The organism is Streptomyces sp. NPDC090032 (genome assembly GCF_044748025.1).
Taxonomy (GTDB): domain Bacteria; phylum Actinomycetota; class Actinomycetes; order Streptomycetales; family Streptomycetaceae; genus Streptomyces.
Genome location: NZ_JBIVFF010000012.1, coordinates 204,475 through 229,172 on the forward strand (window position 1 = coordinate 204,475; position 24,698 = coordinate 229,172).

The 24,698-nt window shown below is 69.9% G+C and carries 30 protein-coding genes; 5 read left to right on the plus strand and 25 right to left on the minus strand.

Going from position 1 to position 24,698, the window contains the following annotated elements; all coding sequences use genetic code 11:
* Positions 1-29: 29 nt before the first annotated feature.
* Positions 30-386: a YciI family protein gene (locus tag ACIPWY_RS28740; protein ID WP_362904187.1), complete on the minus strand. Its 357-nt coding sequence runs from the start codon at positions 384-386 to the stop codon at positions 30-32.
* Between the two features lie 191 nt (positions 387-577).
* On the opposite strand from ACIPWY_RS28740, the gene ACIPWY_RS28745 reads away from it, so the two are divergent.
* Positions 578-1,216 carry a class I SAM-dependent methyltransferase gene (locus tag ACIPWY_RS28745; RefSeq protein ID WP_401535634.1) on the plus strand — a complete coding sequence of 213 codons (639 nt, stop codon included), beginning with the start codon at positions 578-580 and terminating at the stop codon, positions 1,214-1,216.
* 4 nt (positions 1,217-1,220) lie between these two features.
* Here the strand turns inward: ACIPWY_RS28745 and ACIPWY_RS28750 are convergent, their stop codons facing one another.
* From ACIPWY_RS28750 to tsaB, 5 genes are all read right to left on the minus strand, one after another.
* The gene (locus tag ACIPWY_RS28750) at positions 1,221-2,225 is read right to left on the minus strand and encodes an LCP family protein (RefSeq protein WP_362904451.1); all 1,005 of its coding nucleotides are present in this window, start codon (positions 2,223-2,225) and stop codon (positions 1,221-1,223) included.
* Positions 2,226-2,355: 130 nt separating this feature from the next.
* Positions 2,356-2,613 (minus strand): hypothetical protein, encoded by a 258-nt coding sequence (locus ACIPWY_RS28755; RefSeq protein WP_401535636.1) that lies wholly within the window; start codon positions 2,611-2,613, stop codon positions 2,356-2,358.
* Positions 2,610-3,707, minus strand: coding sequence for a tRNA (adenosine(37)-N6)-threonylcarbamoyltransferase complex transferase subunit TsaD (tsaD, locus tag ACIPWY_RS28760; protein WP_362904181.1), 1,098 nt, complete (start codon positions 3,705-3,707; stop codon positions 2,610-2,612). The genes ACIPWY_RS28755 and tsaD overlap by 4 nt, the downstream gene beginning before the upstream one ends.
* Positions 3,700-4,203 carry a ribosomal protein S18-alanine N-acetyltransferase gene (gene rimI / locus ACIPWY_RS28765; RefSeq protein WP_362904449.1) on the minus strand — a complete coding sequence of 168 codons (504 nt, stop codon included), beginning with the start codon at positions 4,201-4,203 and terminating at the stop codon, positions 3,700-3,702. The genes tsaD and rimI overlap by 8 nt, the downstream gene beginning before the upstream one ends.
* Positions 4,204-4,220: 17 nt before the next feature.
* A complete protein-coding gene (gene tsaB / locus ACIPWY_RS28770; RefSeq protein ID WP_362904179.1) occupies positions 4,221-4,874 on the minus strand; it encodes a tRNA (adenosine(37)-N6)-threonylcarbamoyltransferase complex dimerization subunit type 1 TsaB in 654 nt (217 codons plus the stop codon).
* Positions 4,875-4,982: 108 nt separating this feature from the next.
* On the opposite strand from tsaB, the gene ACIPWY_RS28775 reads away from it, so the two are divergent.
* Positions 4,983-5,537: a hypothetical protein gene (locus tag ACIPWY_RS28775; protein WP_362904178.1), complete on the plus strand. Its 555-nt coding sequence runs from the start codon at positions 4,983-4,985 to the stop codon at positions 5,535-5,537.
* 51 nt (positions 5,538-5,588) lie between these two features.
* Here the strand turns inward: ACIPWY_RS28775 and ACIPWY_RS28780 are convergent, their stop codons facing one another.
* The 8 genes from ACIPWY_RS28780 to ACIPWY_RS28815 all read right to left on the minus strand — a co-directional run bounded on the left by ACIPWY_RS28780 (position 5,589) and on the right by ACIPWY_RS28815 (position 13,305).
* Entirely contained in the window at positions 5,589-5,816 is a 228-nt protein-coding gene (locus ACIPWY_RS28780; RefSeq protein WP_362904485.1) for a hypothetical protein, read from the minus strand.
* Between the two features lie 136 nt (positions 5,817-5,952).
* On the minus strand, positions 5,953-6,468 hold the full coding sequence (gene tsaE / locus ACIPWY_RS28785) for a tRNA (adenosine(37)-N6)-threonylcarbamoyltransferase complex ATPase subunit type 1 TsaE (protein ID WP_351986533.1): 516 nt from the start codon (positions 6,466-6,468) through the stop codon (positions 5,953-5,955).
* Entirely contained in the window at positions 6,440-7,645 is a 1,206-nt protein-coding gene (locus ACIPWY_RS28790) for an alpha/beta fold hydrolase (RefSeq protein ID WP_393703384.1), read from the minus strand. The genes tsaE and ACIPWY_RS28790 overlap by 29 nt, the downstream gene beginning before the upstream one ends.
* Complete coding sequence (gene alr, locus ACIPWY_RS28795) at positions 7,638-8,801, minus strand: alanine racemase (RefSeq protein ID WP_362904174.1); 1,164 nt, start codon at positions 8,799-8,801, stop codon at positions 7,638-7,640. Before alr ends, ACIPWY_RS28790 begins: the two co-directional genes overlap by 8 nt.
* A gap of 446 nt (positions 8,802-9,247) precedes the next feature.
* Positions 9,248-10,693, minus strand: a complete 1,446-nt coding sequence (locus tag ACIPWY_RS28800) for an NAD(P)H-hydrate epimerase (RefSeq protein WP_362904172.1) — start codon at positions 10,691-10,693, stop codon at positions 9,248-9,250.
* 96 nt (positions 10,694-10,789) lie between these two features.
* Positions 10,790-11,158, minus strand: coding sequence for a holo-ACP synthase (locus ACIPWY_RS28805; RefSeq protein WP_362904170.1), 369 nt, complete (start codon positions 11,156-11,158; stop codon positions 10,790-10,792).
* Between the two features lie 30 nt (positions 11,159-11,188).
* On the minus strand, positions 11,189-13,048 hold the full coding sequence (glmS, locus tag ACIPWY_RS28810) for a glutamine--fructose-6-phosphate transaminase (isomerizing) (protein WP_362904168.1): 1,860 nt from the start codon (positions 13,046-13,048) through the stop codon (positions 11,189-11,191).
* Between the two features lie 23 nt (positions 13,049-13,071).
* Positions 13,072-13,305 (minus strand): hypothetical protein, encoded by a 234-nt coding sequence (locus tag ACIPWY_RS28815; RefSeq protein ID WP_362904166.1) that lies wholly within the window; start codon positions 13,303-13,305, stop codon positions 13,072-13,074.
* Positions 13,306-13,526: 221 nt separating this feature from the next.
* Between ACIPWY_RS28815 and coaA the strand changes: the two genes are divergently transcribed.
* Positions 13,527-14,531 (plus strand): type I pantothenate kinase, encoded by a 1,005-nt coding sequence (coaA, locus tag ACIPWY_RS28820; protein WP_390013044.1) that lies wholly within the window; start codon positions 13,527-13,529, stop codon positions 14,529-14,531.
* Between the two features lie 43 nt (positions 14,532-14,574).
* Positions 14,575-15,531, plus strand: a complete 957-nt coding sequence (locus tag ACIPWY_RS28825) for a DUF389 domain-containing protein (RefSeq protein WP_393703380.1) — start codon at positions 14,575-14,577, stop codon at positions 15,529-15,531.
* 1 nt (position 15,532) lies between these two features.
* Here ACIPWY_RS28825 and glmM read toward each other — a convergent pair whose 3' ends face one another.
* The 3 genes from glmM to rplM all read right to left on the minus strand — a co-directional run bounded on the left by glmM (position 15,533) and on the right by rplM (position 18,068).
* Complete coding sequence (gene glmM / locus ACIPWY_RS28830; RefSeq protein ID WP_383895712.1) at positions 15,533-16,891, minus strand: phosphoglucosamine mutase; 1,359 nt, start codon at positions 16,889-16,891, stop codon at positions 15,533-15,535.
* A gap of 167 nt (positions 16,892-17,058) precedes the next feature.
* Entirely contained in the window at positions 17,059-17,580 is a 522-nt protein-coding gene (gene rpsI / locus ACIPWY_RS28835; protein ID WP_362904158.1) for a 30S ribosomal protein S9, read from the minus strand.
* A gap of 44 nt (positions 17,581-17,624) precedes the next feature.
* Entirely contained in the window at positions 17,625-18,068 is a 444-nt protein-coding gene (gene rplM, locus ACIPWY_RS28840; protein ID WP_100594865.1) for a 50S ribosomal protein L13, read from the minus strand.
* A 432-nt stretch (positions 18,069-18,500) separates the two neighbouring features.
* Between rplM and ACIPWY_RS28845 the strand changes: the two genes are divergently transcribed.
* Complete coding sequence (locus ACIPWY_RS28845; protein WP_393703377.1) at positions 18,501-19,358, plus strand: hypothetical protein; 858 nt, start codon at positions 18,501-18,503, stop codon at positions 19,356-19,358.
* A gap of 4 nt (positions 19,359-19,362) precedes the next feature.
* On the opposite strand, the gene truA is transcribed toward ACIPWY_RS28845, so the two are convergent.
* The 8 genes from truA to map form a co-directional block, all read right to left on the minus strand.
* Positions 19,363-20,232 carry a tRNA pseudouridine(38-40) synthase TruA gene (truA, locus tag ACIPWY_RS28850; RefSeq protein WP_362904154.1) on the minus strand — a complete coding sequence of 290 codons (870 nt, stop codon included), beginning with the start codon at positions 20,230-20,232 and terminating at the stop codon, positions 19,363-19,365.
* Between the two features lie 79 nt (positions 20,233-20,311).
* Entirely contained in the window at positions 20,312-20,809 is a 498-nt protein-coding gene (gene rplQ / locus ACIPWY_RS28855; RefSeq protein WP_362904152.1) for a 50S ribosomal protein L17, read from the minus strand.
* A gap of 174 nt (positions 20,810-20,983) precedes the next feature.
* Positions 20,984-22,006, minus strand: coding sequence for a DNA-directed RNA polymerase subunit alpha (locus ACIPWY_RS28860; RefSeq protein ID WP_003966937.1), 1,023 nt, complete (start codon positions 22,004-22,006; stop codon positions 20,984-20,986).
* Positions 22,007-22,150: 144 nt separating this feature from the next.
* Positions 22,151-22,555 (minus strand): 30S ribosomal protein S11, encoded by a 405-nt coding sequence (rpsK, locus tag ACIPWY_RS28865; RefSeq protein WP_003948617.1) that lies wholly within the window; start codon positions 22,553-22,555, stop codon positions 22,151-22,153.
* A gap of 65 nt (positions 22,556-22,620) precedes the next feature.
* The gene (gene rpsM / locus ACIPWY_RS28870) at positions 22,621-23,001 is read right to left on the minus strand and encodes a 30S ribosomal protein S13 (protein WP_116511038.1); all 381 of its coding nucleotides are present in this window, start codon (positions 22,999-23,001) and stop codon (positions 22,621-22,623) included.
* Positions 23,002-23,189: 188 nt separating this feature from the next.
* Positions 23,190-23,303: a 50S ribosomal protein L36 gene (gene rpmJ, locus ACIPWY_RS28875; protein ID WP_003974245.1), complete on the minus strand. Its 114-nt coding sequence runs from the start codon at positions 23,301-23,303 to the stop codon at positions 23,190-23,192.
* A gap of 59 nt (positions 23,304-23,362) precedes the next feature.
* Positions 23,363-23,584, minus strand: a complete 222-nt coding sequence (gene infA, locus ACIPWY_RS28880; RefSeq protein WP_003948620.1) for a translation initiation factor IF-1 — start codon at positions 23,582-23,584, stop codon at positions 23,363-23,365.
* 187 nt (positions 23,585-23,771) lie between these two features.
* Positions 23,772-24,608 (minus strand): type I methionyl aminopeptidase, encoded by an 837-nt coding sequence (gene map, locus ACIPWY_RS28885; protein ID WP_362904150.1) that lies wholly within the window; start codon positions 24,606-24,608, stop codon positions 23,772-23,774.
* Positions 24,609-24,698: the final 90 nt, after the last annotated feature.

Sequence of the window (24,698 nt, forward strand, 5' to 3'; positions counted from 1 at the left end):
TGGCTCCGGCGCGGGTCAGCCCTCAGCTCTCAGCCCTCAGCGATCTCCCGGATCTCGGAGGTGACCGTCCAGTGCTCCTCGTGCACCTTCAGGAAGCGCTTGGTCCACTCCAGGATCTCGGCCCGGTCCTTGGCCTGGATGATCGCGTAGCCGCCGATGACCTCCTTGGACTCGGTGAACGGCCCGTCGGTGACGGTGATCTCGCCGTTCTCGTAGTGCACGCGGGTGCCCTCGGACGACGGGTGGAGGCCACCCGTGTCGAGCATCACGCCGGCCTTGGTCATCTCCTCGATCAGCTCGCCCATGCGCTGCATCAGGGCCTCGCTGGGGCCCTCGGCGGGGGCCTTGCTCTCGTCGATACGGACCAGCGTCATGTAGCGCGGCATGGTGACTCCTCGTTCGGTGCGGTCGGGGTCTTTCCCCGTTCTCGTCTACGCGTCGAACGGGGTCGGGGCGGATCGACACGCGCGCGGAAATTTCTTCGGGAAGTTTTCCGCCCCCTCCCCAGCACCCTCCCCAAGCGCCCCCAGCCCCTCCTCACCCGCCGCTTATCGCCCCCCTGTCACCATCACGCCCCATGCCCTTCGACCACAACGACCACTACCACCGGCTCCTCCTGCGCCACCTGCCGAAGGAAGGCCGCGAGGAGGGCCGCCGCGCCCTGGACATCGGCTGCGGCACCGGCCGCTTCGCGCGGCGCCTGGCGGCCCGTGGCTACGAGGTCGACGCGCTCGACCCCTCGGCCGAGGTCATCGCCGAAGCGAAGGCCATCGCTGAGGCGGAGGCCATCGGCAAGACGGAGCCCATCGGCGGCGGTCCGCGCTACCGCCGGGCGGACGTGACGGCGACGGATCTGCCCGAGGGGCACTACGACGTCATCACCTGCCTGGCGAGCCTGCACCACATGCCGTTCGCGACGGTCACACGGCTGCGCGCCGCCCTCGCTCCCGGCGGCGCGCTGCTCGTCCTCGGCTGCTACGCGGGCAGGACGCGCCGGGACCTCGTGGCCGTCCCCGCGAACGCGGCGGCCCGCGCCGTGGTCCACGTGAGCGACCGGCTGCGCGGCGCCGCACGGCCGCCCCTCCAGCCCCCCGTGCGCCGACCCGACATGTCACTCACCGACATCCGCACCGAGGCCGCCCGCCTCCTCCCCGGCAGCGAAGTCCGCCAACTTCTCTTCTGGCGCTACCTGTTGACGTACGACAACAGCGCCTGACGCGTCACCGCAGCGACGCCCACAGCTTTCCGGCCTCCGGCTCGTCGGCGACGACACGGTTGGGGTCGGACGGCGCCGGGAGCACCGGCATCATCACCGTCTTCACCCCGTCGGCCGACAGCCCCTTCAAGCTGCCCGCCAGGCCCTGGAGTTCGCCGAGCGAGTCGAGGCCGGTGTCCGTGGTGAGGCTTCCGGTGAGGGCGTCGGCGACCTGGTAGAGGCGGGCCGGGTTCGTCAGGAGATCACTCCCCGAGACCTCCTCCACCAGGGCCTTGACCAGCTGCTGCTGGAGTTTGATGCGGCCGAGGTCGCTGCCGTCGCCGACGCCGTGCCGGGTGCGGGCGAAGGCGAGGGCCTGCTTGCCGTCGAGGTGGTGGTGGCCCGCGTCGAGCTGGAGGTGGCTCAGGTCGTCGTCGATGTCCTCGGTCGTCGTGACGTCCACGCCGCCGAGCGCGTCCACGACCGAGGCGAAGCCGGAGAAGTCGATCTCCAGATAGTGGTCCATGCGGACACCGGTGAGCTTCTCCACCGTCTTCACGGCACAGACGGGACCGCCCACGGAGTACGCGCTGTTGAACATGGCGCCGTACGCGGCCTGCGTGCGTCCGCCGGACGGGGTCGGGCACGCGGGCCGCTCGACGAGGGTGTCGCGGGGAATGCTGACGACGGTCGCCGCCGAACGGTCCGCGTCGAGATGCACCACCATCGCGGTGTCGGAGCGGGCGCCTTCGCTGTGGCCGCCGCCGAGCGCGGAGTTCTTGCTGCCGCTGCGCGAATCCGAGCCGAGGACGAGGATGTTCAGCGCCCCGGCGGGCAGCGCGGTCGCCGAGGGCAGTGCGGTCGCCGAGGGCTCCGGCGTGGCCGGGTCCGGCTTCGGGGGCCGGTCGTCGCCGAGCGCGCTGTCGATGTCGACGCCCCGGATGTTGTGGTCGAGATGCCAGTACGCCCACGCGGCCCCGCCCCCGGTGAGGACGAGAACGCAGCCGGCCACGACACCGGCCGTCTTCACCAAACGCCCACGACGACGCTGTATTCGCTTCACAGGGCGAACATAAGTCGGAATTATTACAACGGTAAACCAGTAAGGCGCCGTCTTCCGGGAATCTCAGACGGTTCTCACGTCCCTGGGCGAGAGCGCCTCAGTCGGGAGCGACCGCCTCGAACCGCCACCGATGCACCGCCCGGGTCACCAACTCGCCCTCGGGTTCAGGGAGTTCAGGCAGCTCGGCGTCGTACGCCGCGTCCCACCAGGTGATGACGAGGACCCGGCCCTGCGGGGCCCGGAAGAACTCGCGCCGCAGCGGCGCGGCCGCGAGGACCTGCCCCCGCGCCCAGGCGAGCAGCTCCTCGCCCCGCCCGTCGGCCGCCCGCGCCTCCCACATCAACGCGACGGTCATGAGTACAGGTTGTCCTTCGCGACCTCGTGCACATGGTCGTGGTCGTGCGTGTGCCCCGGCACATGCGTCTCCGTCACCGGCAGCGAGGAGTCGGCCGACAGGTCCCAGGCGGACGCGGACCGGTTGCGCGCCACCATTTCCGCGCCGAGGGCCGCGACCATCGCGCCGTTGTCCGTGCACAGCTTGGGCCGCGGCACGCGCAGCCGGATCCCGGCCGCCTCGCACCGCTCCTGGGCCAGGGCCCGCAGCCGCGAGTTGGCGGCCACACCGCCGCCGATCATGAGGTGGTCGACACCCTCGTCCTTGCAGGCGCGCACGGCCTTGCGGGTCAGCACGTCGACGACGGCCTCCTGGAAGGACGCCGACACATCACGCACCGGAACGTCCTCACCGGCGGCGCGCTTCGCCTCGATCCAGCGCGCGACGGACGTCTTCAGTCCGGAGAAGGAGAAGTCGTACGCGGGGTCGCGCGGCCCGGTGAGCCCGCGCGGGAAGGTGATCGCGTTCGGGTCGCCCTCCTTCGCGTACCGGTCGATGACGGGACCGCCGGGGAAGCCGAGGTTCAGCACCCGGGCGATCTTGTCGAAGGCCTCGCCCGCCGCGTCGTCGATCGTCGCGCCGAGGGGGCGCACGTCGGACGTGATGTCGGAGGAGAGCAGCAGCGACGAGTGCCCGCCGGAGACGAGCAGCGCCATCGTGGGCTCGGGCAGCGGCCCGTGCTCCAGCTGGTCGACGCAGATGTGCGAGGCGAGGTGGTTCACCCCGTAGAGCGGCTTGCCGAGCGCGTACGCGTACGCCTTGGCCGCCGAGACGCCCACGAGGAGCGCGCCCGCGAGCCCCGGGCCCGCGGTGACGGAGATCCCGTCCAGGTCGGAGGCGGCGACCCCGGCGTCCTTCAGGGCGCGCTCGATGGTCGGCACCATGGCTTCCAGGTGCGCGCGCGAGGCGACCTCGGGGACGACGCCGCCGAAGCGGGCGTGCTCGTCGACGCTGGAGGCGACCGCGTCGGCCAGCAGCGTATGGCCGCGGACGATGCCGACGCCGGTCTCGTCGCAGGAGGTCTCGATGCCGAGGACGAGGGGTTCGTCAGCCATTTTCGGTTCCTTGTACGGGTGTCACTGAGGTGGAGGGGTCGGTCAGGCGCATCACGAGCGCGTCCACGTTGCCCGGCTGGTAGTAGCCGCGGCGCAGGCCGATGGGCTCGAAGCCGAAGCGCTCGTAGAGCTTCTGCGCCCGGGTGTTGTCGACCCGCACCTCGAGCGTCACCTCGGAGCACTCGAGATCGGTCGCGTGGCGCAGCAGGGCGGTGAGGAGCCGGGCGCCGAGCCCGGTGCCCCACTGGTCACGGACGACGGCGATGGTCTGCACGTCGGCCCCCACGCCGGAGCCGCCCTCGTAGTCCGTGCCGGACGCGGCGAGGCCCGCGTACCCGACGAGACGGTCGCCGTCGTGGGCGACGACGTAGCGGCGGGTCGACCCGGCGCCGCGCGCGTGCGCGAGCTCGGACCAGAACATGCCGCGGGACCACGCGTCGTGCGGGAAGAGATCCTTCTCGAGGGCGTGCACGGATTCGATGTCCCACCAGCGCATCTCGCGCAGTGCCGCGCTCACTTCGGGGTGACCACCTTGTAGTTCTTGGGTACCTGCGCGTCGGGCCGGCGCAGATACAGGGGGCGCGGCGCGTCGAGCTGCTCGCCGGCGGCGAGTTTCTCGGCGGCGAGCGAGGCGAGGGCGGCCGCCGACACGTTCTCGGGGGCGCGCGCGTCCGGGAAGGTGTCCGGATACAGCACGGCACCGGCGCCGACCGCGGGAAGGCCCGCGACCTGCTCGGCGATGTCGGCGGGGCGGTCGACGGCGGGGTCGGTGACCCGGGTGCGCGGGTCCTCGTAGCGCGCCCAGTAGACCTCCTTGCGCCGCGCGTCCGTGGCGACGACGAAGGGGCCATCGATCTCGGCGGCGTACGCGAGCCCGTCCAGCGTGCACAGGCCGTGGACGGGCACACCGAGGGCGAGCCCGAAAGTGTCGGCGGTCATGAGGCCGACGCGGAGGCCGGTGTAGGGGCCGGGGCCCACGCCGACGACGACGCCGGTGACGGCATCGAGTCGGACGCCGGCTTCGGCGAGCACCCGGTCGACGGCGGGGAGCAGCAGCTCCCCGTGCCGGCGGGCGTCCACCTGGCTCGATGCGGCGACGACGGAGGAGCCGTCGTGCAGGGCGACGGTGACGGCGGGGGTGGCGGTATCCAGCGCGAGCAACAGCACAGAAACAGCCTACGGCTCCGGCGCCCCGCCCACGGCCGCCCCGGTGAGCCGGACGCCTGCTGCTACCGTCACCACAAAGACGTACGGGCAGGAGAGGTGGGCACACAGGTGGCACGAAGCAGCTCGGGATTCGTGGCCGGGCTCACCGCGGCGGCGCTCGCCGTGGTCGGCTTCTTCGCCTACCAGGCGTCGGCCAGCGCGCCGGACAGCCTGGCCCCGCCGAAGAGCGAGAAATCCCCTTCCGCGGCCTCGTCCCACTCTCCCAAGGACAAGCCGGACACGACGGCGGTACCGGCGCAGTCCGGCACCGGTGAGCGGGTCGTCTACTCCGTGGGCGACGACCGGGTGTGGCTGGTCTCGGAGGACGGCACGACGGAGCGCACCTTCAAGGTGACGCCGAGCACGGTGGACCCGCCGGTCGGCAAGTACGTGGTGACGTCGCGCTCGGCCGCGGTCCCCGGCAGCGACGGCGTGCCGATCGAGCACGTGGTGCGGTTCGCGAGTGTCGACAACATCGCGATCGGCTTCAGTGCGGCGGTCAACGGCTCGATGGCGAAGCCGGACCCGGCCAAGAAGACGGGCGGCATCCGCGAGAAGCGGGCGGACGGCGACGCGATGTGGGAGTTCGCGACGATCGACAAGAGGATCGTCGTGGTCCAGTAGGCCCGGTCGAGCAGGCCCCGTCACTCACCTGTCACGCGGCATCGAGCACCGTCACGCGGCATCGAGCCGCTCCTCGTCGGCCCCGGCCCCGTCGCTCCCACCTTCCCCGTCCTCGACGGGCGGGGTGGAGACGGCGGACGCGGCGGCACAGGACGCGAGCAGATCGCTCATGGACAGCCTGGACGGCCCGGTCGGCCCGGAGGCGGAGATCCCGGACATGTCCCCGTGCCCCGGCGCCACACCGGGCTGCTGCGGCACGTCACGTTCTGAAGCCGACATGGATGCCTCCTGGGCTCCGGGGGCAGCAAAGTTAGGTAGACCTAACCAGGACTGGTATCCATGTGACCACGCGGAGAGCGCGCCGCGCAACATTTTGCCGACGCCATGTCGGAACGTTCGGGTGAAGGTACGAGAGTCAGGCGGCCAGTGCCTCCAGGCCGGCCCCGGCCCAGCGCGCCCCGAGACCACGCAACGTCACGGAGCGGACCTCGTCGTCCGTGTCCCCGGTGGCGCGGTGAATCACCACATGGAGCCGGTCGTCGGCGAGGTCCTCGACCTTGCCGTCACCCCACTCGACGACGATCACGGAGTCGGGCAGCGAGACGTCGAGGTCCAGGTCCTCCATCTCGTCGAGACCGCCGCCGAGCCGGTACGCGTCCACGTGCACCAGGGCGGGCCCGTCACCGAGGGGCGGGTGTACGCGGGCGATGACGAAGGTCGGAGAGGTGACGGCGCCCCGCACATCGAGGCCCTCGCCGAGCCCGCGGGTCAGGGTGGTCTTGCCCGCGCCCAGCTCGCCCGTGAGCATCACGAGGTCACCCGGACGCAGCAGCTTGGCGAGTCGGCGGCCCAAATCCCCCATCTGGGCGGGCGAGTTGACGGTGATCGAGGCGGTGGCGGCGTCAGCTGCCGGGCTGTGCGGTGTCTCCATAACTTCCCACGGTAGCCCCTGCGGGAACGGCTCCCGTGCGCGCGAGGAGGTCTGCCAGCCGGTCGGTGACGGCCTCGGGATGCTCCAGCATGACCAGGTGCCCGGCGTCGGGCACGAGCACCAGCTCGGCGTCGGGCAGCAGCCCCGCGATGGCCTCGCTGTGCTCACTGGGGGTGACCAGATCCTGGTCGCCGGCCAGGACGAGTACGGGCAGCCGCGCGAAGCGCTCGATGACCGCGCTCTTCTCGTGCTCCTGAAATGCGGGGTAGAACTCGGCGACGACGTCGATCGGGGTGCTCTCGATCATGCGCTCGGCGAAGCGGGCAACGGCGGGATCGACGTCACGCGAGGCGAACGAGTAGCGCTTGATGATGCCGGCGAACAGGTCCGCGGTGGCGCGGCGCCCCTTCTCCACGAGGTCGGCCCGCTGGCCCAGGACCTTCAGAACGCCGGGGAGCACGCGCCGCACGGCGTTGACGCCGGCCACGGGCAGCCCGTAGCTGACCTCACCGAGCTTGCCCGTGGAGGTCCCGACGAGAGCGACGCCGGCCACCCGCTCGGCCACGAGCTCGGGGAACTGGTCGGCGAACGCCATCACGGTCATGCCGCCCATGGAGTGCCCGACCAGGACGAGCGGCCCTTCGGGGGCGGCGGCGTCGATGACGGCCTTCAGGTCGCGCCCGAGCTGGTCGATGGTGACGTCGGGCCCGCCGTCGGCCTGCTCGACCCCGCGCCCGGACCGCCCGTGGCTGCGCTGATCCCAGTAGACGGAGCGCACCACGCCCCGCAGGGCGGCACGCTGGAAATGCCAGGAGTCCTGGTTGAGGCAGTACCCGTGACTGAAGACGACGGTGACCGGCGCGGGCGCCTTACGGCCGAAGAGCCGACGCCTGCGCGGACCGGCGCCGCCCTCGCTCTCCACTTCCTCGACCTCGTAGTAGAGCTCGGTGCCGTCCTCGGCGTAGGCCCTGCCTGGAGTGCCGCGCAGGGACCCGTAGGGGCCGGAGGCATCCAGCGCCAGCCGCGCCTTTCTGCGCATGCCACGGCCGACGGTGAGGCGCTCGACGGCTACACCGGCCGCGGCACCGGCCGCGACGATGCCTATCGCGGCACCGGCCAGCCCGGCCAGCCGCCAGTTCGCGACGGCCGCCGTGACCTCGCCGCTGCTCTCACTCACGTCCCGCTCCTCCGTCGTCCACATAGACGCGCGGAACACGCGCCCCGATCCGGGTGACGATCTCGTACGCGATGGTGCCGGCGGCCTGCGCCCAGTCCTCGGCGGTCGGCTCGCCCCGGTCGCCGGGCCCGAACAGTACGGCCTCGTCCCCCGCCCGTAGCTCGTCACCCCCGAGATCGACGACGAACTGATCCATGGCGACGCGCCCGGCGACGGTCCGCAGCTTGCCCCCGACGAGTACGGGTCCGGTCCCCGAGGCATGCCGGGGAATCCCGTCCGCGTACCCGAGGGGCACGAGCCCCAGGGTGGTCTCGCCCGGGGTGACGTAGTGATGCCCGTAACTGACGCCGAGCCCGCCCGGGGCGTGCTTCACCAGGGCGAGCGAGGCGGACAGGGTCATGACGGGCCGCAGCCCGAAGTCCTCGGGCGTGCCGATCTCTGGGCTGGGAGAGATCCCGTACATGGCGATGCCGGGACGCACCAGATCGAAATGGGTCTCGGGCAGGGTCAGAGTCCCCGGCGAATTCGCAATGTGCCGAACCTCGGGCCGCACCCCAGCCCCCTCCGCGAAGGAGACCATCTCGCGAAAACGCTCGAGCTGAGCGGCGATCGACGGATGCCCCGGCTCATCGGCACAGGCGAAGTGGGACCAGAGCCCAGTGACGACAACAAGCCCGTCGCGCTCCGCGGCGACGGCGGCCCGCACCAGCTCGGGCCAGTCACCGGGCAGACAGCCATTGCGCCCGAGCCCCGTATCGGCCTTCAACTGAATACGGGCAGCCCGCCCGAGCCCCCGAGCCGCATCAACGACCTCGTCCAAGGCCCACATACCGCTGACGGACATGTCGAGATCGGCCTCGATGCCCTCGCGCCAGGGCCCGCCGGGCGTCCAGAGCCAGCACAGGACGCGCCCCCCGATCCCCGCGGCACGCACCGCGAGAGCCTCTTCGGGCGTGGCCGTACCGATCCAGGTGGCACCCGCTTCCCGCGCGGCGCGCGCGCAGGGGATCATGCCGTGGCCGTAGGCATCAGCCTTGACCACAGCCATGAACTCGGCCCCAGGCGCACGTTCGCGCAGGGACCGCACATTGGCCCGCAGAGCGGCCAGATCGATCTCGGCCCGGGCACGGCCCATGGCAGGTGCTCTCTCAGTCATCGTGCGCCCAGTGTCTCAGAGCCCCCCGACACCCCCACGTGACCACCACCTCCCAAACCACCCACACCACCCCAAACCCCCACGTCAACCAACCGACCAACCAACCAAGGGGAGGACCACCACCGGCACCACGACGGAAAGCCCCGCGACCGCCAGCCAGCGAGCCACGCGAGAAGCCAGGCCACAACAGGGATCCCGGAATCCCCACCGCCCGGCAGCCGCACGACAACCGGAGGGGACGCACCGGGATGTGCGCGTGGAGCCACCTCCACCCCGTTACGGGCGCTGAGCCGACAAGGGCCGTCCCATAGAACAGCGAGCACGTACATCCCGGGGCGGCCAAGCCCGAAAGGTGACGAAGCACCCACGACGGCACCCGAGCCCGCCCCGAGCCCAAGCCCGAGCGAGCCCGAGCGAGCCCAAGCCCACCCCCCGAACCCCCGGCCCTACCCCCCGCGCCGAACATCCCCCCAGGCCCCAGCAATCCCCCCAGCCACATCCTGAGCAACAACGGGCGCCCCACCGGACACACGCCGGGCAGCAAGCCCATGCAGATAGGCCCCCACGGACCCCGCATCGAGCGCACCAAGCCCCGCGGCGAGCAGCGACCCGGCAAGCCCGGACAACACGTCACCACTCCCCGCGGTGGCCAGCCAGGCGGTCCCGGTGGAATTGACCCGCGCCAAAGACGGACCACCCCCACCCGACCCCCCGGCAACCAAGGTCGTGGACCCCTTCAAAAGCACGGTCGCGGAGAACCGGTCGGCCAACTCCCTCACGGCGGCGAGCCGTTCAGCCTCCACCTCCTGCCGGGAAACACCCAACAACGCGGCGGCCTCCCCCGCATGAGGCGTAAGCAAAGTGGGCGCGCCCCGCCCCCGAACAGCCTCAGGATCGGCGAGCCGCAGCCCATCGGCGTCGATCAGAACGGGCACATCGGCCCCCACGACATCCGCGAGCCCGGACGCGTCATCACCAAGTCCGGGCCCGGCCACCCACGCCTGCACACGTCCCGCCTTCCCAGGCGCGCCTTCGGACACCAGGGTCTCCGGGAACCGCGAGACGACGGCACCGGCCGCAGGCCCGACGTACCGAACGGCCCCGGCGCCACCGTGCAAAGCCCCCGCAACGGCGAGCACAGCGGCGCCGGGATACCGGGCGGACCCGGCGACGATGCCCACGACACCGCGCCGGTACTTGTCGCTCTCACCGGTGGGCTCGGGCAACAGCCCGTCCACGTCACGGTGCTGAAGGGCCTCCAGAACGCCCTCGTCACGCCCCAGTTCGAGCCCGATGTCAATGAGCTGAACGGCACCGGCGTACTCACGCCCGGGATCGATGAGCAGCCCGGGCTTGTACGCACCGAAGGTGACGGTCACATCGGCGCGGACGGCCTCCCCGACGACCTGCCCCGTATCGGCGTCGACGCCACTGGGCAGATCCACGGCAACGACAACGGCACGGGACTCCAGAGCAGCACGCACAACAGGCAGAGCGGCCTCGCGAAGCCCACCCCGCCCGCCGATGCCCACGATCCCGTCGACCACGAGATCGGCCCCGGCAAGAGCCCGCTCGGCGGAGCCGGCGACACGCCCCCCGGCGGCGAGAAACGCGGCGAGCCCGGCACGGTGCACACGCTCGGGGTCCAGAAGCACGGCGGCGACCCCGGCGCCACGACGGGCAAGCCGGGCACCGGCGTAGAGGGCGTCACCCCCGTTGTCCCCGGATCCGACGAGGAGCACGACCCTGGCCCCGTACACCTTGCCGAGGAGCTCGGCACAGACGACGGCGAGCCCGGCGGCGGCGCGCTGCATCAGGGCGCCCTCGGGAAGCCGCGCCATCAGGGCACGTTCGGCGGTCCGTACGGTGTCCACGCTGTAGGCGGTACGCATGGGACCAAGTCTCCCGCAAAGGCGAACGCGGCGCGCGAAACGCACACCCGAACCGAACCAGAACCGAGCCCGCCGCCCCTACCCCCCCCCCGGCCCCTACCCCTCAGCGATCACAACCGCCGACGCGATCCCGGCATCATGGCTGAGCGACACGTGCCACGACCGCACACCCAGCTCCTCGGCGCGCGCGGCGACGGTCCCGACCACCCGCAGCCGCGGCTGCCCACTCGCCTCGACGCAGACCTCCGCATCGGTCCACCGCAGCCCGGCCGGCGCCCCCAGCGCCTTGGCCAGCGCCTCCTTGGCGGCGAACCGGGCGGCAAGCGAGGCGCCGCCGCGCCGCTCCCCGCTGGGAAGCAGCAACTCCCGCTCGACGAAGAGCCGTTCGGCCATTCCGGGCGTACGCGCGAGCGACGCCTCGAAGCGCTCGATCTCGGCAACGTCGATCCCGACCCCAATAATCAAAGCCAGCCCCTAGTAATGAAATCCGGCCCGTCACTCCACCGTCACGGACTTGGCAAGGTTGCGAGGCTGATCGACCTCGTTCCCCCGCGCGGTGGCCAGCTCGCAAGCAAACACCTGCAACGGCACCGTCGCAACCAGCGGCTGAAGGAGCGTAGGGGTGGCAGGGATGCGTACGAGATGGTCGGCGTAGGGGACGACCGCCTCGTCCCCCTCCTCCGCGATGACGATGGTGCGCGCCCCGCGGGCCCGGATCTCCTGGATGTTGGACACGATCTTGTCGTGGAGGACGGACCGTCCCTTGGGCGACGGAACGACGACCACCACCGGCACGTCGTCCTCGATCAACGCGATGGGCCCGTGCTTGAGTTCACCGGCGGCGAAGCCCTCCGCGTGCATATAGGCGAGTTCCTTGAGCTTCAGGGCGCCTTCGAGGGCGACGGGATAGCCCACGTGCCGCCCGAGGAAGAGCACGGTCCGCTTGTCGGAGAGCGAGCGCGCAAGCGCCCGTACGGGCTCCATGGTCTCCAGAACGCGCTCGACCTCACCGGAGATGTCGGCCAGGTCCCGGATCACGGCACGGATCTCGTCCCCCCACTTCGTGCCGCGCACCTGCCCGAGGTACAGGGCCACCAGATAGCAGGCGACGAGCTGTGTGAGGAACGCCTTGGTGGAGGCGACGGCGACCTCGGGCCCGGCGTGCGTGTAGAGCACGGCGTCGGACTCGCGGGGAATGGTCGACCCGTTCGTGTTGCAGATGGCGAGGACGGTCGCGCCCTGCGCGCGGGCGTGCCGCAGCGCCATCAGCGTGTCCATGGTCTCGCCGGACTGCGAGATGGCGATGACGAGTGAACGCCCGCCCAGGATGGGATCCCGGTACCGGAACTCACTCGCGAGCTCCACCTCGCAAGGGATCCGGGTCCAGTGCTCGATGGCGTACTTGGCGATCAGACCGGCGTGGAACGCGGTCCCGCACGCCACGATCACGACCTTGTCGGCCGCCTTCAACACGGACGCGGGGATACGGAGTTCATCCAGCGTGAGCGCCCCGTCGACGCCGATGCGACCGAGCAGCGTGTCGGCGACCGCCTTCGGCTGCTCGGCGATCTCCTTGAGCATGAAGTAGTCGTAGCCGCCCTTCTCGGCCGCGGAGACGTCCCAGTCGACGTGGTACGACCGCACCTCTGCGGGCCGCCCGTCGAAGTCGGTGACGGTCACCCCGTCCCGCACGCCGTCCCGGCGCAGCTCGACGACCTGGTCCTGGCCCAGTTCGATCGCGGAGCGGGTGTGGGCGATGAAGGCGGCGACGTCGGAGGCGAGGAAGGCCTCGCCCTCCCCCACGCCCACGACGAGAGGCGAGTTTCGGCGGGCGCCGACGACGACGTCCGGCTCATCGGCGTGCACGGCGACCAGCGTGAACGCCCCTTCGAGGCGCCGGCAGACGAGGCGCATGGCCTCGGCGAGATCGGCGCACGCGGAGAACTCCTCGGCGAGCAGGTGGGCGACGACCTCGGTGTCGGTCTCTGACTCCAGGACGTGCCCGCGCTCTGCGAGCTCGGCGCGCAGCTCGGCGAAGTTCTCGATGATGCCGTTGTGGACGACGGCGACCCGGCCGGCGTTGTCGGTGTGCGGGTGCGCGTTCGCGTCGGTGGGGGCGCCGTGGGTGGCCCAGCGGGTATGGCCGATCCCCGTGGCCCCGGCCGGCAGCGGCCGCTCCACGAGCGCCTTCTCCAGGTTGGCGAGTTTGCCCGCCTTCCTGGCCGAGGCGAGGCCGCCGTCGGCGAGCACCGCGATCCCGGCCGAGTCGTAGCCCCGGTATTCGAGCCGCTTCAGGCCGGCGAGCACGACGTCGAGCGCCGACTGAGATCCGACGTATCCCACGATTCCGCACATGGCGGCAGCCTAAGGCCGCGTGGTCAGCAGCCCCAGACGATCCGGTCCCGCGCGTCTTCGAGCAGACGCAGGTACTCCACTTCCTCGCAGCGCGGCTTGCTGCCCATCTCGTAGAGGTCGAGACAGTCGTCGAGATCCTCGCGCAGGTCCTCGTCAGGCAGGTCGAGAGCGAGCTCGCTGCGCACCTGACCGGCGAACTCGTCCTCGACGGGCCCAGGTCTGCGCCGGACGAGGTCACGCAAATGAGGCACGGCCATGACGGTTCCCTCCCACCCGGACGGCGCGGCTCGGCGCCGGGTGCCGGGAACGTATCCCCGTTCCCCCGCCCGGTCCAGACCCACGACCATGGAAACCCGCGAATTCCGCCACGAACCACGCACAGGAAACCCACCGCGCCCCCACCCGCCGCACCCCACCGCCCCCAAGGTGACGCACCCCACCCCCCACCCCGTCCACACAGCCGTAACAATGGACTGTGATCTCTTCGGTCTCTGTACCCCCGACGGCACCGCGGAGCGCCCACCGGCACAAGCCGGAGGCGACTCCCTACGTCGACCTCACCCGCACCGAATGGAGCGCGCTGCGCAACAAGACGCCGCTCCCCCTCACCGCCGATGAGCTGGAGAAACTGCGCGGCCTGGGCGATGTCATCGACCTGGACGAGGTCCGGGACATCTACCTCCCGCTCTCGCGCCTCCTCAACCTCTACGTCGGCGCCACCGACACCCTGCGCGGCACCCTCAACACCTTCCTCGGCGAGACCGTCGAAAAGGCGTCCCAGTCCGGCACGCCCTTCGTCATAGGGGTCGCCGGTTCGGTGGCGGTGGGCAAGTCGACGGTCGCCCGCCTCCTCCAGGCGCTGCTGTCCCGCTGGCCGGAGCACCCGCGCGTGGAGCTGGTCACCACGGACGGCTTCCTGCTGCCGACGAAGGAGCTGGAACGGCGCGGCCTGATGTCACGCAAGGGCTTCCCGGAGTCCTACGACCGCCGCGCCCTGACCCGCTTCGTCGCCGACATCAAGGCGGGCAAGGACGAGGTCTCGGCGCCCGTCTACTCCCACCTGATCTACGACATCGTGCCCGGCCAGAAGCTCACGGTCCGCCGCCCCGACATCCTCATCGTCGAGGGCCTGAACGTGCTCCAGCCGGCCATGCCCGGCAAGGACGGCCGCACCCGCGTCGGCCTCGCCGACTACTTCGACTTCAGCGTGTACGTGGACGCGCGCGCCGAGGACATCGAGAGCTGGTACCTCAACCGCTTCAAGAAGCTCCGCCAGACGGCCTTCCAGAACCCGTCCTCGTACTTCCGCAAGTACACGCAGGTCTCCGAGGAGGAGGCTCTCGACTACGCGCGGACGACCTGGCGGACCATCAACAAGCCCAACCTGCTGGAGAATGTGGCGCCGACGCGCGGCCGCGCGACGCTCGTCGTACGCAAGGGCCCCGACCACAAGGTGCAGCGGCTGAGCCTGCGAAAGCTGTAGAAGCCGTTGAAGGTGCAGAAAACCGGAAAGCTACGCTTCGCGCATGCTGCACCTGCGACTGATCACCCCGGCCGACAAGACCGACGCGGTGGCCCGCCTGATCGAGAGGACCGTCGGCACCACGCATCTCGTGGTGATGCCGGGCGCGGCCCGCGACCCGAAGGGCGACGTCGTGATGTGCGACGTCGCGCGGGAGGCAGGCGACGAGCTGATCAGCGGGCTGCGCGGCCTCCACGTCGACACGACGGGCTCGATCGCCGTCGAGAACATCGACCTGTCGCTGTCGCGGCTGGCCGACAGGGCGGAGGACGAGGCGCCGGGCGAGGGCGCGGACGCGGTCCTGTGGGAGGCGCTGACGGACGCGACGCACGAGGAGTCGACGCTCAACGTCACCTACGTGGCGTTCCTGGCCGTAGCGACGATGCTCGCGGCCTGCGGTGTGATGCTGGACAACGCGATCCTGATCGTCGGCGCGATGGCCGTCGGCCCCGAGTTCGGGCCGCTCGCCGGGATCTCCACGGCGCTGGTGCGACGCGCCCCGCGCCTGGTGTGGCGCTCGCTGTGGGCACTGCTGGCCGGATTCGCCGCCGCGATGTTGCTGACGGCCGGGTTCAGCTGGCTCCTTGACCTGTTCGGCCTGTTCACACGCTCGATGGTCGAGGCGGACCGGCCGAACACTTCCTTCATCTGGAAGCCGGACTGGATGTCGTTCGTCGTGGCGTTCCTCGCGGGCATCGCCGGGACGCTGTCCCTCACGTCGGCGAAGTCGGGCGCCCTGATCGGCGTCGCCATCTCGGTGACGACGGTCCCGGCGGCGGCGAACGCGGCGGTGGCGTTCGCGTACAGCGACTACGCCCAGACGTGGGGCTCGACCGGCCAGCTCCTCGCGAACCTCGGCGGGATCGTCCTGGCCGGCACGCTCACCCTGCTCGCCCAGAAGTGGTTCTGGGCGAAGCAGCGGGGGCGTGCCGGCCGGTCCGGCCTAGATCCCGCGAACTGACTTATCCGAGCGCGGACTTGACGACATCGGCGAGGCGCCCGGCGATCGAGCGGGCCTGCTCGATGTCGGCGGCCTCGACCATGACACGGACCAGCGGCTCCGTGCCGGACGAGCGCAGCAGCACCCGGCCCGTCGCACCCAGCTCGCGCTCGGCGTCGGTGACGGCGGCGGCCAGCTCGGCGGACGTCGCGACGCGGGACTTGTCGACGTCGCGCACGTTGACCAGGACCTGCGGGAGGCGCTCCATGACGGAGGCGAGGTCCTGGAGGGTGCGGCCCGTCTGGGCGACGCGGGCCGCGAGCAGCAGACCCGTGAGCGTGCCGTCGCCGGTCGTCGCGTGATCGAGGATGATCACGTGCCCGGACTGCTCGCCGCCGAGCGCGTACCCGTGCTCCTTCATCGACTCCAGGACGTACCGGTCGCCGACGGCGGTCGCCACGAACTGGATGCCCTCGCGCTCCATGGCCAGCTTGAAGCCGAGGTTCGACATGACGGTCGCAACAACGGTGTCCTCGCGCAGGGCACCGAGCTCCCGCATCGACAGGGCCAGCACGGCGAGGATCTGGTCCCCGTCGATCTCCGCGCCCGTGTGGTCGACGGCCAGGCAGCGGTCGGCGTCACCGTCGTGCGCGATGCCGAGGTCGGCGCCGTGCTCGACGACGGCGGCCTTCAGCAGGTCGAGGTGGGTGGAGCCGCAGCCGTCGTTGATGTTCAGGCCGTCCGGGTCGGCGCCGATCGTGACGATCTGGGCACCGGCCTGCGTGAACGCCTCGGGCGAGACCCGGGCCGCCGCGCCGTGCGCCTCGTCCAGGACGATCCGCAGGCCGTCGAGGCGGTTCGGCAGCACACCGATGAGGTGGGCGACGTACTGGTCGAGACCCGCGTCGTAGTCGTTGACGCGGCCGACGCCGGCGCCGGTCGGGCGGTCCCACGGCGCACCGGTGCGGTGCTGCTCGTAGACCTGCTCGATCCGGTCCTCCAGCTCGTCGGCCAGCTTGTGGCCGCCGCGCGCGAAGAACTTGATGCCGTTGTCCGGCATCGCGTTGTGGCTGGCGGACAGCATCACGCCGAGGTCGGCGCCCAGCGCGCCGGTGAGATGCGCCACCGCGGGGGTGGGCAGCACGCCGACCCGCAGGACGTCGACGCCCGCGCTCGCCAGACCGGCGACAACCGCCGCCTCGAGGAACTCGCCCGAGGCCCGCGGGTCACGACCGACCACGGCCACCGGACGGTGCCCCTCGAACGTCCCCGCCTCGCCGAGTACATGTGCCGCCGCAACGGAGAGTCCGAGCGCGAGCTCGGCCGTCAGATCCGCGTTGGCGACACCTCGTACGCCGTCCGTGCCGAACAGTCGTCCCACTGGTGTCCTCCGAACTTTCGCAATTCTCGAAGAAGCGTCGGAAATCATCCGAGCATGCAAACCCCTGAGCGTCTTGTGCCGTTATACGCCCAGGGCTGCTATATACGAACGCCCCGGCGGCACACAGCGTGCCGCCGGGGCGAACGAAACGAACAAGCAGCAGCGATTTAGCGCTTGCTGTACTGCGGGGCCTTACGGGCCTTCTTGAGACCGGCCTTCTTGCGCTCGACCGCACGGTCGTCACGCTTGAGGTAACCGGCCTTCTTGAGGGCGGCGCGGTTGTTGTCCACGTCGGCCTCGTTCAGCGCACGGGCGACACCGAGACGGAGCGCACCGGCCTGACCGGAGACGCCGCCACCCGAGATGCGGGCGATGACGTCGTAGCGGTTGTCGAGCTCGAGCACCTTGAAGGGCTCGTTGACTTCCTGCTGGTGGACCTTGTTCGGGAAGTAGTCCTCGAGCGTGCGCCCGTTGACCTTCCACTTGCCGGTGCCGGGCACGATGCGAACGCGCGCGATGGCGTTCTTGCGGCGGCCCAGGCCGGCGGCCGGCTGCGGGTCGCCGAAGCGCGCCGCGTTCGACTCCGAGGTGTACTCGCCCTCGACGGGGACCTCGGACTCGGTGGTGTACTGCTCGACGTCGACAATCTCGGTCTCTTCGACCGGCTGCTCAACGGTGGTCTCGGCCACGATTCTCCTCAGATTCTTTTCTGTCTTTGGGGGTGTGGCCGGAACTACTGCGCGACCTGGGTGATCTCGAACGGCACCGGCTGCTGGGCAGCGTGGGGGTGCTGGTCGCCCGAGTAGACCTTCAGCTTCGAGAGCACCTGACGGCCCAGGGTGTTCTTGGGGATCATGCCCTTGATGGCCTTCTCGACGGCCTTCTCCGGGTTCTTGTCCAGCAGCTCGTCGTAACGAACGGAACGCAGACCGCCCGGGTAACCGGAGTGGCGGTACGCCATCTTCTGGGTCTTCTTGTTGCCGGAGAGGTGCACCTTGTCCGCGTTGATGATGATGACGAAGTCACCGGCATCGACGTGGGGGGCGTAAATCGGCTTGTGCTTGCCCCGCAGGATGTTCGCGGCAGTGGTCGCCAGACGACCCAGGACGACATCCTGGGCGTCGATGACGTACCACTGGCGAGTGATGTCGCCGGGCTTGGGGCTGTACGTACGCACTTAGCAGCCTTCTTCTTCTTCAGTGGATGGGTGCTGAAAGTGGCATCACTGAAGCGATCGTGCAGCTGGGGACGACAGTGCCGGGTTCAGCGCCCGTATGCCGCCCACTGGTAACTGCTCCAGGGAACCTGTGCATGGCCCCTCACGCGAGGGCGAGCAAGCCAATACACACAACGAATAGGCAGAATACCCGCGCTTCCCCGTACGGGTCAAAACGCGGATCCGGACACCGGCACCGCCGGCGCCATCGCACCGGGCAGCCCCGCCACAAACCAGGGTAACCGCACGTCGCGGCGGGCAGCGCGGCACGAGCGTGACCCTCAGCACACAGGACGCACACACGGGGCGCGCACAAGACCGGCCCGACCCTGCACACCCCCTACCCCACCGTGCCCCTTAGCACCTCTCGCGCGGCGGTCTAAGATGCGCCCCATGAGCTTTGGGCAGGGGGGACCCCAGTGGGGTTCCGGGGGCAGTGGTGGTTCACAGGGGCCGGACTGGGCGGCACTCGCCGAAGCGTCCGAGACACGCCAGCGGCGCCGCCGCTGGCTGATGATCGGCGGCGGCGCGCTCGCCACGATCGCCGTCGGCTCGGCCGTCGCGTTCGCGATCGTCTCCGCCAACGGCAACAGCTCGGCCTCGAACAAGCCCGCCGACAAGCTTCCGACGACCGCGGACATCCCGAGTGGCAGCACGCCGGCGGACCCGACGTTCGCGGAGACCACGCCGCCGCCCCCGCTCGACCCCAAGGACTTCGTCTCCAGCGCCAAGAAGGACAAGGCCCCGCTCAGCGCGGACACCCTCTTCCCCGGCACCAAGCTCACCGTCGGCGACCGCGTCTACAAAAAGGGCGCGACGTCCAGCACGAAGGACTGCTCCTCGGCCACCCAGGGCGCGCTCGGCGGCGTCCTGACGGGCAACGACTGCACGCGCCTGATCCGCGCCACCTACGCGAAGGACGGCGTCGCGGTCACCGTCGGCGTCGCCGTCTTCGACACGGAGGCCCAGGCCACCAAGGCCAAGGACCAGTACACCAAGGGCACCGTGACCACCCTGTCCGGCTCGGGCGTCCCCGCGTTCTGCCGTACGACGATCTGCCGCTCGACGACCAACTCGTACGGCCGCTACGCGTACTTCACGACCGCCGGGTTCACCAGCGGCAGCCGGGACGTCACCACCAAGGACCGCGCGGTGTTCACCACCGGGGACGACCTCGCCGAGTTCACGTTCCGTCAGATCACCCGGCGCGGCGAGGCGCAGGCCTCCGCGGCGGCCGAGGCGCCCCAGTAGGGGCTCAGCAGCAGCCCGGTTCCGAGAAGGGCGCCCCCGGCAGCGTCCGCTTGTTCCGGGCCTCACGGCTGCGCGCGGCGAGCAACTCGTCGGCCGGATAACCGACTTCCTCCAGCGTCAGGCCGTGCGGCCGCACCACGTGCACCGCCGAATCCCGCACGCCGGCGGCCAGGACCTTCGCGGGCCAGTCCGGCGGGCGGTGCCCGTCACCGACGAACAGCATCGCGCCGACCAGCGAGCGCACCATGTTGTGGCAGAACGCGTCGGCCCGCACGGTCGCTTCGAGGATCCCGTCGGGCGAGCGCTCCCAGCGCAGTTCCTGAAGCGTACGGATCGTCGTCGCGCCCTCGCGCCGCTTGCAGTACGCGGCGAAGTCGTGCTCCCCGAGCAGCCGCTGAGCGGCCGCGTTCATCGCGTCGAGGTCCAACTCCCAGTCGTGCCACAGGACATGACTGCGCAACAGCGGGTCGACACCGCCGGGGTTGTCGGTGACCCGGTACACGTACCGACGCCACACCGCGGCGAACCGCGCGTTGAACCCGCTCGGCGCCTCGGCCACCTTCCACACCCGCACATCGTGCGGCAGCCGCCCCGCGAGCCGGCGCAGCAGCTTGTCCTGGTGCTCGGCCCAGACGTCCTCCGGGAGATCCACATGCGCGACCTGCCCGCGCGCGTGCACCCCCGCGTCCGTCCGCCCGGCCACGGTCAGCTCGTACGTCTGCGAGGACCGGGTCACCGTCTTCAGCGCGTCCTCGATCTCGCCCTGCACGGTCCGCCGGCCGCTGGCCTGCTTCGCCCACCCGGAGAAGTCCTTGCCGTCGTACGACAGATCAAGCCGCACCCGCACGAACCCGGGCTCTACCTCGTCACTCACACACAGATCCTCTCAGGCAAAGGCAATACGAAAGCGGGCCCGCCCCGAAGGGCGGACCCGCTCACATCAAGGCAGAGCCTCAGGCGTCCTTCGACTCCTCAGCGGCCTCGACCGCTGCGGCGTCCTCGACGACCTCGGCGGCCGGAGCGGCAGCCTCGGCGTCCTTGGCGGAACGCTTGGTGGCGGCCTCGGCCTCACCAGTGGCCTGCTGCGCGACCGTCAGCGCCTCGACCAGCTCGATGACAGCCATGGGCGCGTTGTCGCCACGGCGGTTACCGATCTTGGTGATACGGGTGTAACCACCCGGACGGTTCTCGTAGCGCGGGGCGATCTCGGTGAAGAGCGTGTGGACGACGCTCTTGTCCGTGATGACCGTGAGCACCTGACGGCGGTTGTGAAGGTCGCCCTTCTTCGCCTTGGTGACCAGGCGCTCCGCGTACGGACGCAGACGACGGGCCTTGGCCTCGGTCGTCGTGATCTTGCCGTGCTCGAAGAGCGACTTCGCGAGGTTCGCGAGAAGCAGCTTCTCGTGCGCAGCACTGCCGCCCAGACGGGCGCCCTTGGCGGGCTTCGGCATGGTGTATCTCCTTCTCTGCACCGGCCGTATCAGGTACCGGAGTCAGTTCCCCACAGGCGGGCGCCTGGAGGATGGCGCCGGGCGGGCATTCTCAGCCCGTCCGGCGTTTGAGGACAAAGCCTCAGCGACAACGGCGGGGCGGCCACGGAAATCCGCGCACCCCGCCGAAGGCGACTAGTACTGCTCGGTCTCGACGAAGCCCGCATCCGCGTCGTCGTCGGCACCAAAGGCGTCGGCGGCAGCAGTGGGGTCGAACCCGGGAGGCGAGTCCTTGAGCGCAAGACCCATGCCGGCGAGCTTGGCCTTGACCTCGTCGATCGACTTCGCACCGAAGTTGCGGATGTCGAGCAGGTCCGCCTCGGAGCGGGCGACGAGCTCACCCACGGAGTGGATGCCCTCGCGCTTGAGGCAGTTGTACGACCGAACGGTGAGCTCGAGCTCCTCGATCGGCAGGGCGAGATCAGCGGCAAGAGCGGCGTCCGTGGGGGACGGGCCCATGTCGATGCCCTCGGCGTCGATGTTCAGCTCGCGGGCGAGACCGAACAGCTCGACCAGGGTCTTACCGGCCGACGCCATGGCGTCACGCGGACGCATGGCCTGCTTCGTCTCGACGTCGACGATCAGCTTGTCGAAGTCGGTGCGCTGCTCGACACGGGTCGCCTCGACCTTGTACGTGACCTTCAGGACCGGCGAGTAGATCGAGTCGACCGGGATGCGCCCGATCTCCTGACCGACCTGCTTGTTCTGAACGGCGGAGACGTAGCCGCGACCGCGCTCGACGGTCAGCTCCATCTCCAGCTTGCCCTTGCCGTTGAGCGTGGCGAGGACGAGGTCGGGGTTGTGCACCTCGACACCGGCCGGGGGCGCGATGTCGGCGGCGGTGACCAGACCCGGGCCCTGCTTGCGCAGGTACATCACGACCGGCTCGTCGTGCTCCGAGGAGACGACCAGCTGCTTGATGTTCAGGATGAGGTCGGTGACGTCTTCCTTGACGCCCGGCACGGTGGTGAACTCGTGCAGGACACCGTCGATACGGATGGACGTGACCGCCGCACCCGGGATCGAGGAGAGAAGGGTCCGGCGAAGAGAGTTGCCGAGGGTGTAACCGAAGCCCGGCTCCAGCGGCTCGATCACGAACCGGGAGCGGAACTCGTCGACGACCTCTTCGGTCAACGAGGGACGCTGAGCAATCAGCATGAAACATTTCCTTCAGTCATGGGCACCCACTATTTGATGCCCGACTCACCGGGCGGTAGCCCGATATATGTGGTGCTGCTGCAAGGGTACGGGCGGCACGCCTCCGAAGAGCCGTACCGCCCGAAAACCTAAGACAACCGTGCGTCAGACGCGGCGGCGCTTGGGCGGACGGCAGCCGTTGTGCGGGGTCGGCGTGACGTCCTGGATCGAACCGACCTCGAGGCCCGTGGCCTGGAGGGAGCGGATCGCGGTCTCGCGGCCGGAGCCCGGACCCTTGACGAAGACGTCAACCTTGCGCATGCCGTGCTCCTGGGCGCGACGCGCGGCCGACTCGGCGGCCATCTGCGCGGCGAACGGAGTGGACTTGCGCGAGCCCTTGAAGCCGACGTGGCCGGCGGAGGCCCAGGAGATCACGTTGCCGGTCGGGTCCGTGATGGACACGATCGTGTTGTTGAACGTGCTCTTGATGTGAGCGTGCCCGTGAGCGACGTTCTTCTTTTCCTTGCGGCGCACCTTCTTGGCAGCGCCCTGACGACCCTTGGGGGGCATCTATTACTCCTACGGGAGGTGGTCGGTCCTGCAGCGACAGCTGTCGATAGACCGCTGAGCGAGGACTACTTCTTGCCCGGCTTCTTCTTACCGGCGATGGCGCGACGCGGGCCCTTGCGGGTACGAGCGTTCGTGCTGGTGCGCTGACCGCGGACGGGCAGGCCACGACGGTGGCGAAGACCCTGGTAGCAGCCGATCTCGACCTTGCGGCGGATGTCGGCCTGGATCTCGCGACGGAGGTCACCCTCGGTCTGGATGTTCGCGTCCACGTACTCGCGGATCTTGATCAGGTCCTCTTCGGACAGATCACGAACACGGGTGTTGCGGTCCACACCGGTGGCGTCCAGCGTCTGCTGGGACAGCGTGCGGCCAATGCCGAACACGTAGGTGAGGGCGACCTCTACGCGCTTGTCGCGCGGGAGGTCAACGCCTTCAAGGCGTGCCATTCAAGGCTCCTGTTGATACTTCGGAGGTCTTCAGCAGGACCATTCCCAGGTGCCGTATGAGGTACATCCTGGGTCCCCGGCCTCCGACCGGGGGTGTCGCCCTCCATTACCAAAGGATCTGAAGAGGGACGGGTCCTGCACGTGTACTTAATTGCGTCGCGCGAAAATCTGCGAACTGCAGTCGTGCGTCAGCCCTGGCGCTGCTTGTGGCGCGGGTTGTCGCAGATAACCATGACCCGGCCGTGACGGCGGATCACCCTGCACTTGTCGCAGATCTTCTTGACGCTCGGCTTGACCTTCATTGGGTGAGGTTCTCCGGGTCAGTGCCACCACCCCGCGCGAGGCGGGATGCGGGCAAGATCTACTTGTACCGGTAGACGATCCGGCCACGCGTCAGGTCGTACGGAGACAGCTCCACCACGACCCGGTCGTCAGGGAGGATACGGATGTAGTGCATACGCATCTTGCCGCTGATGTGAGCCAGGACCTGGTGGCCGTTCTGGAGCTCCACCTTGAACATGGCGTTCGGAAGAGACTCGACGACAGTGCCTTCGATCTCGATGGCACCTTGCTTCTTGGCCACGCTTTGCCCTTCGAATCGACTACCTTGATCGACTCAGCACGTACATGCAGGCATGCGTGTGCACGAGAGCCGACGAGTCAGTCTACGTCAGGGCACCCGGAAAGACGAATCGGGGAAGTTTGCCCCACAGTAAAGATCATTATGCAAGCGGAACCCATCCCCGCCGCCCCGGGAGCAGCGGCCGGAGTCACGCCAGAGGGTCCGGGGCCGCCGTCACGCCCAGCTCCGCCAGCTTCGCCTTGCCACCGTCGGGCGCGGTGAGAACCAGCGGGCCCTGTTCGGTCAGCGCGATGGAGTGCTCCCAGTGCGAGGACCAGGTGCCGTCCGTCGTGATGACGGTCCAGTCGTCCTCGAGGACCTCGGTGCGCGGGGTGCCGAGGGAGACCATCGGCTCGATCGCGAGGCAGAAGCCGGGGACGAGCTTCGGGCCCTTGCCGCGGCGGCGCTCGACGTAGTTCAGGAGGTGCGGGTCCATGTGCATCTCGGTGCCGATGCCGTGGCCGCCGTAGTCCTCGACGATGCCGTACTTGCCGCCGCCCGGCTTGGGCTGGCGGCGGATGTAGGACTCGATGGCGCGGGAGATGTCGATCAGCCGGTTGCCGTTCTTCATCGCGGCGATGCCGGCCCACATCGACTCCTCGGTCACCCGGGAGAGCTCGATCAGCTCCGGAGCGTGACCGGTGCCGACGAACGCCGTGTACGCGGCGTCCCCGTGCCAGCCGTCGATGATCGCGCCGCAGTCGATGGAGATGATGTCGCCGTCCTTGAGGACGGTCTTGTCATCCGGGATGCCGTGCACGACGACCTCGTTGACCGAGGTGCAGATGGTCGCGGGGAATCCCCCGTAGCCGAGGAAGTTCGACTTGGCCCCGTGCTCGTCGAGCACCTTGCGCGCGACCTCGTCCAGGTCCCGGGTGGTGGCACCGGGCACCGCGGCCTCACGCGTCGCCGCGTGGATCGCGGCGACGACCAGCCCCGCCTCACGCATCTTGGCGATCTGCTCGGGGGTCTTGATCTGCACCATGGGGGCCTGCGCTCTCCGTCTTCCGACTACGGTTTTTTACCTACACAACACTCCGGCCGCGGCGCCCTGTACGGGCACCGCGGCCGGAGC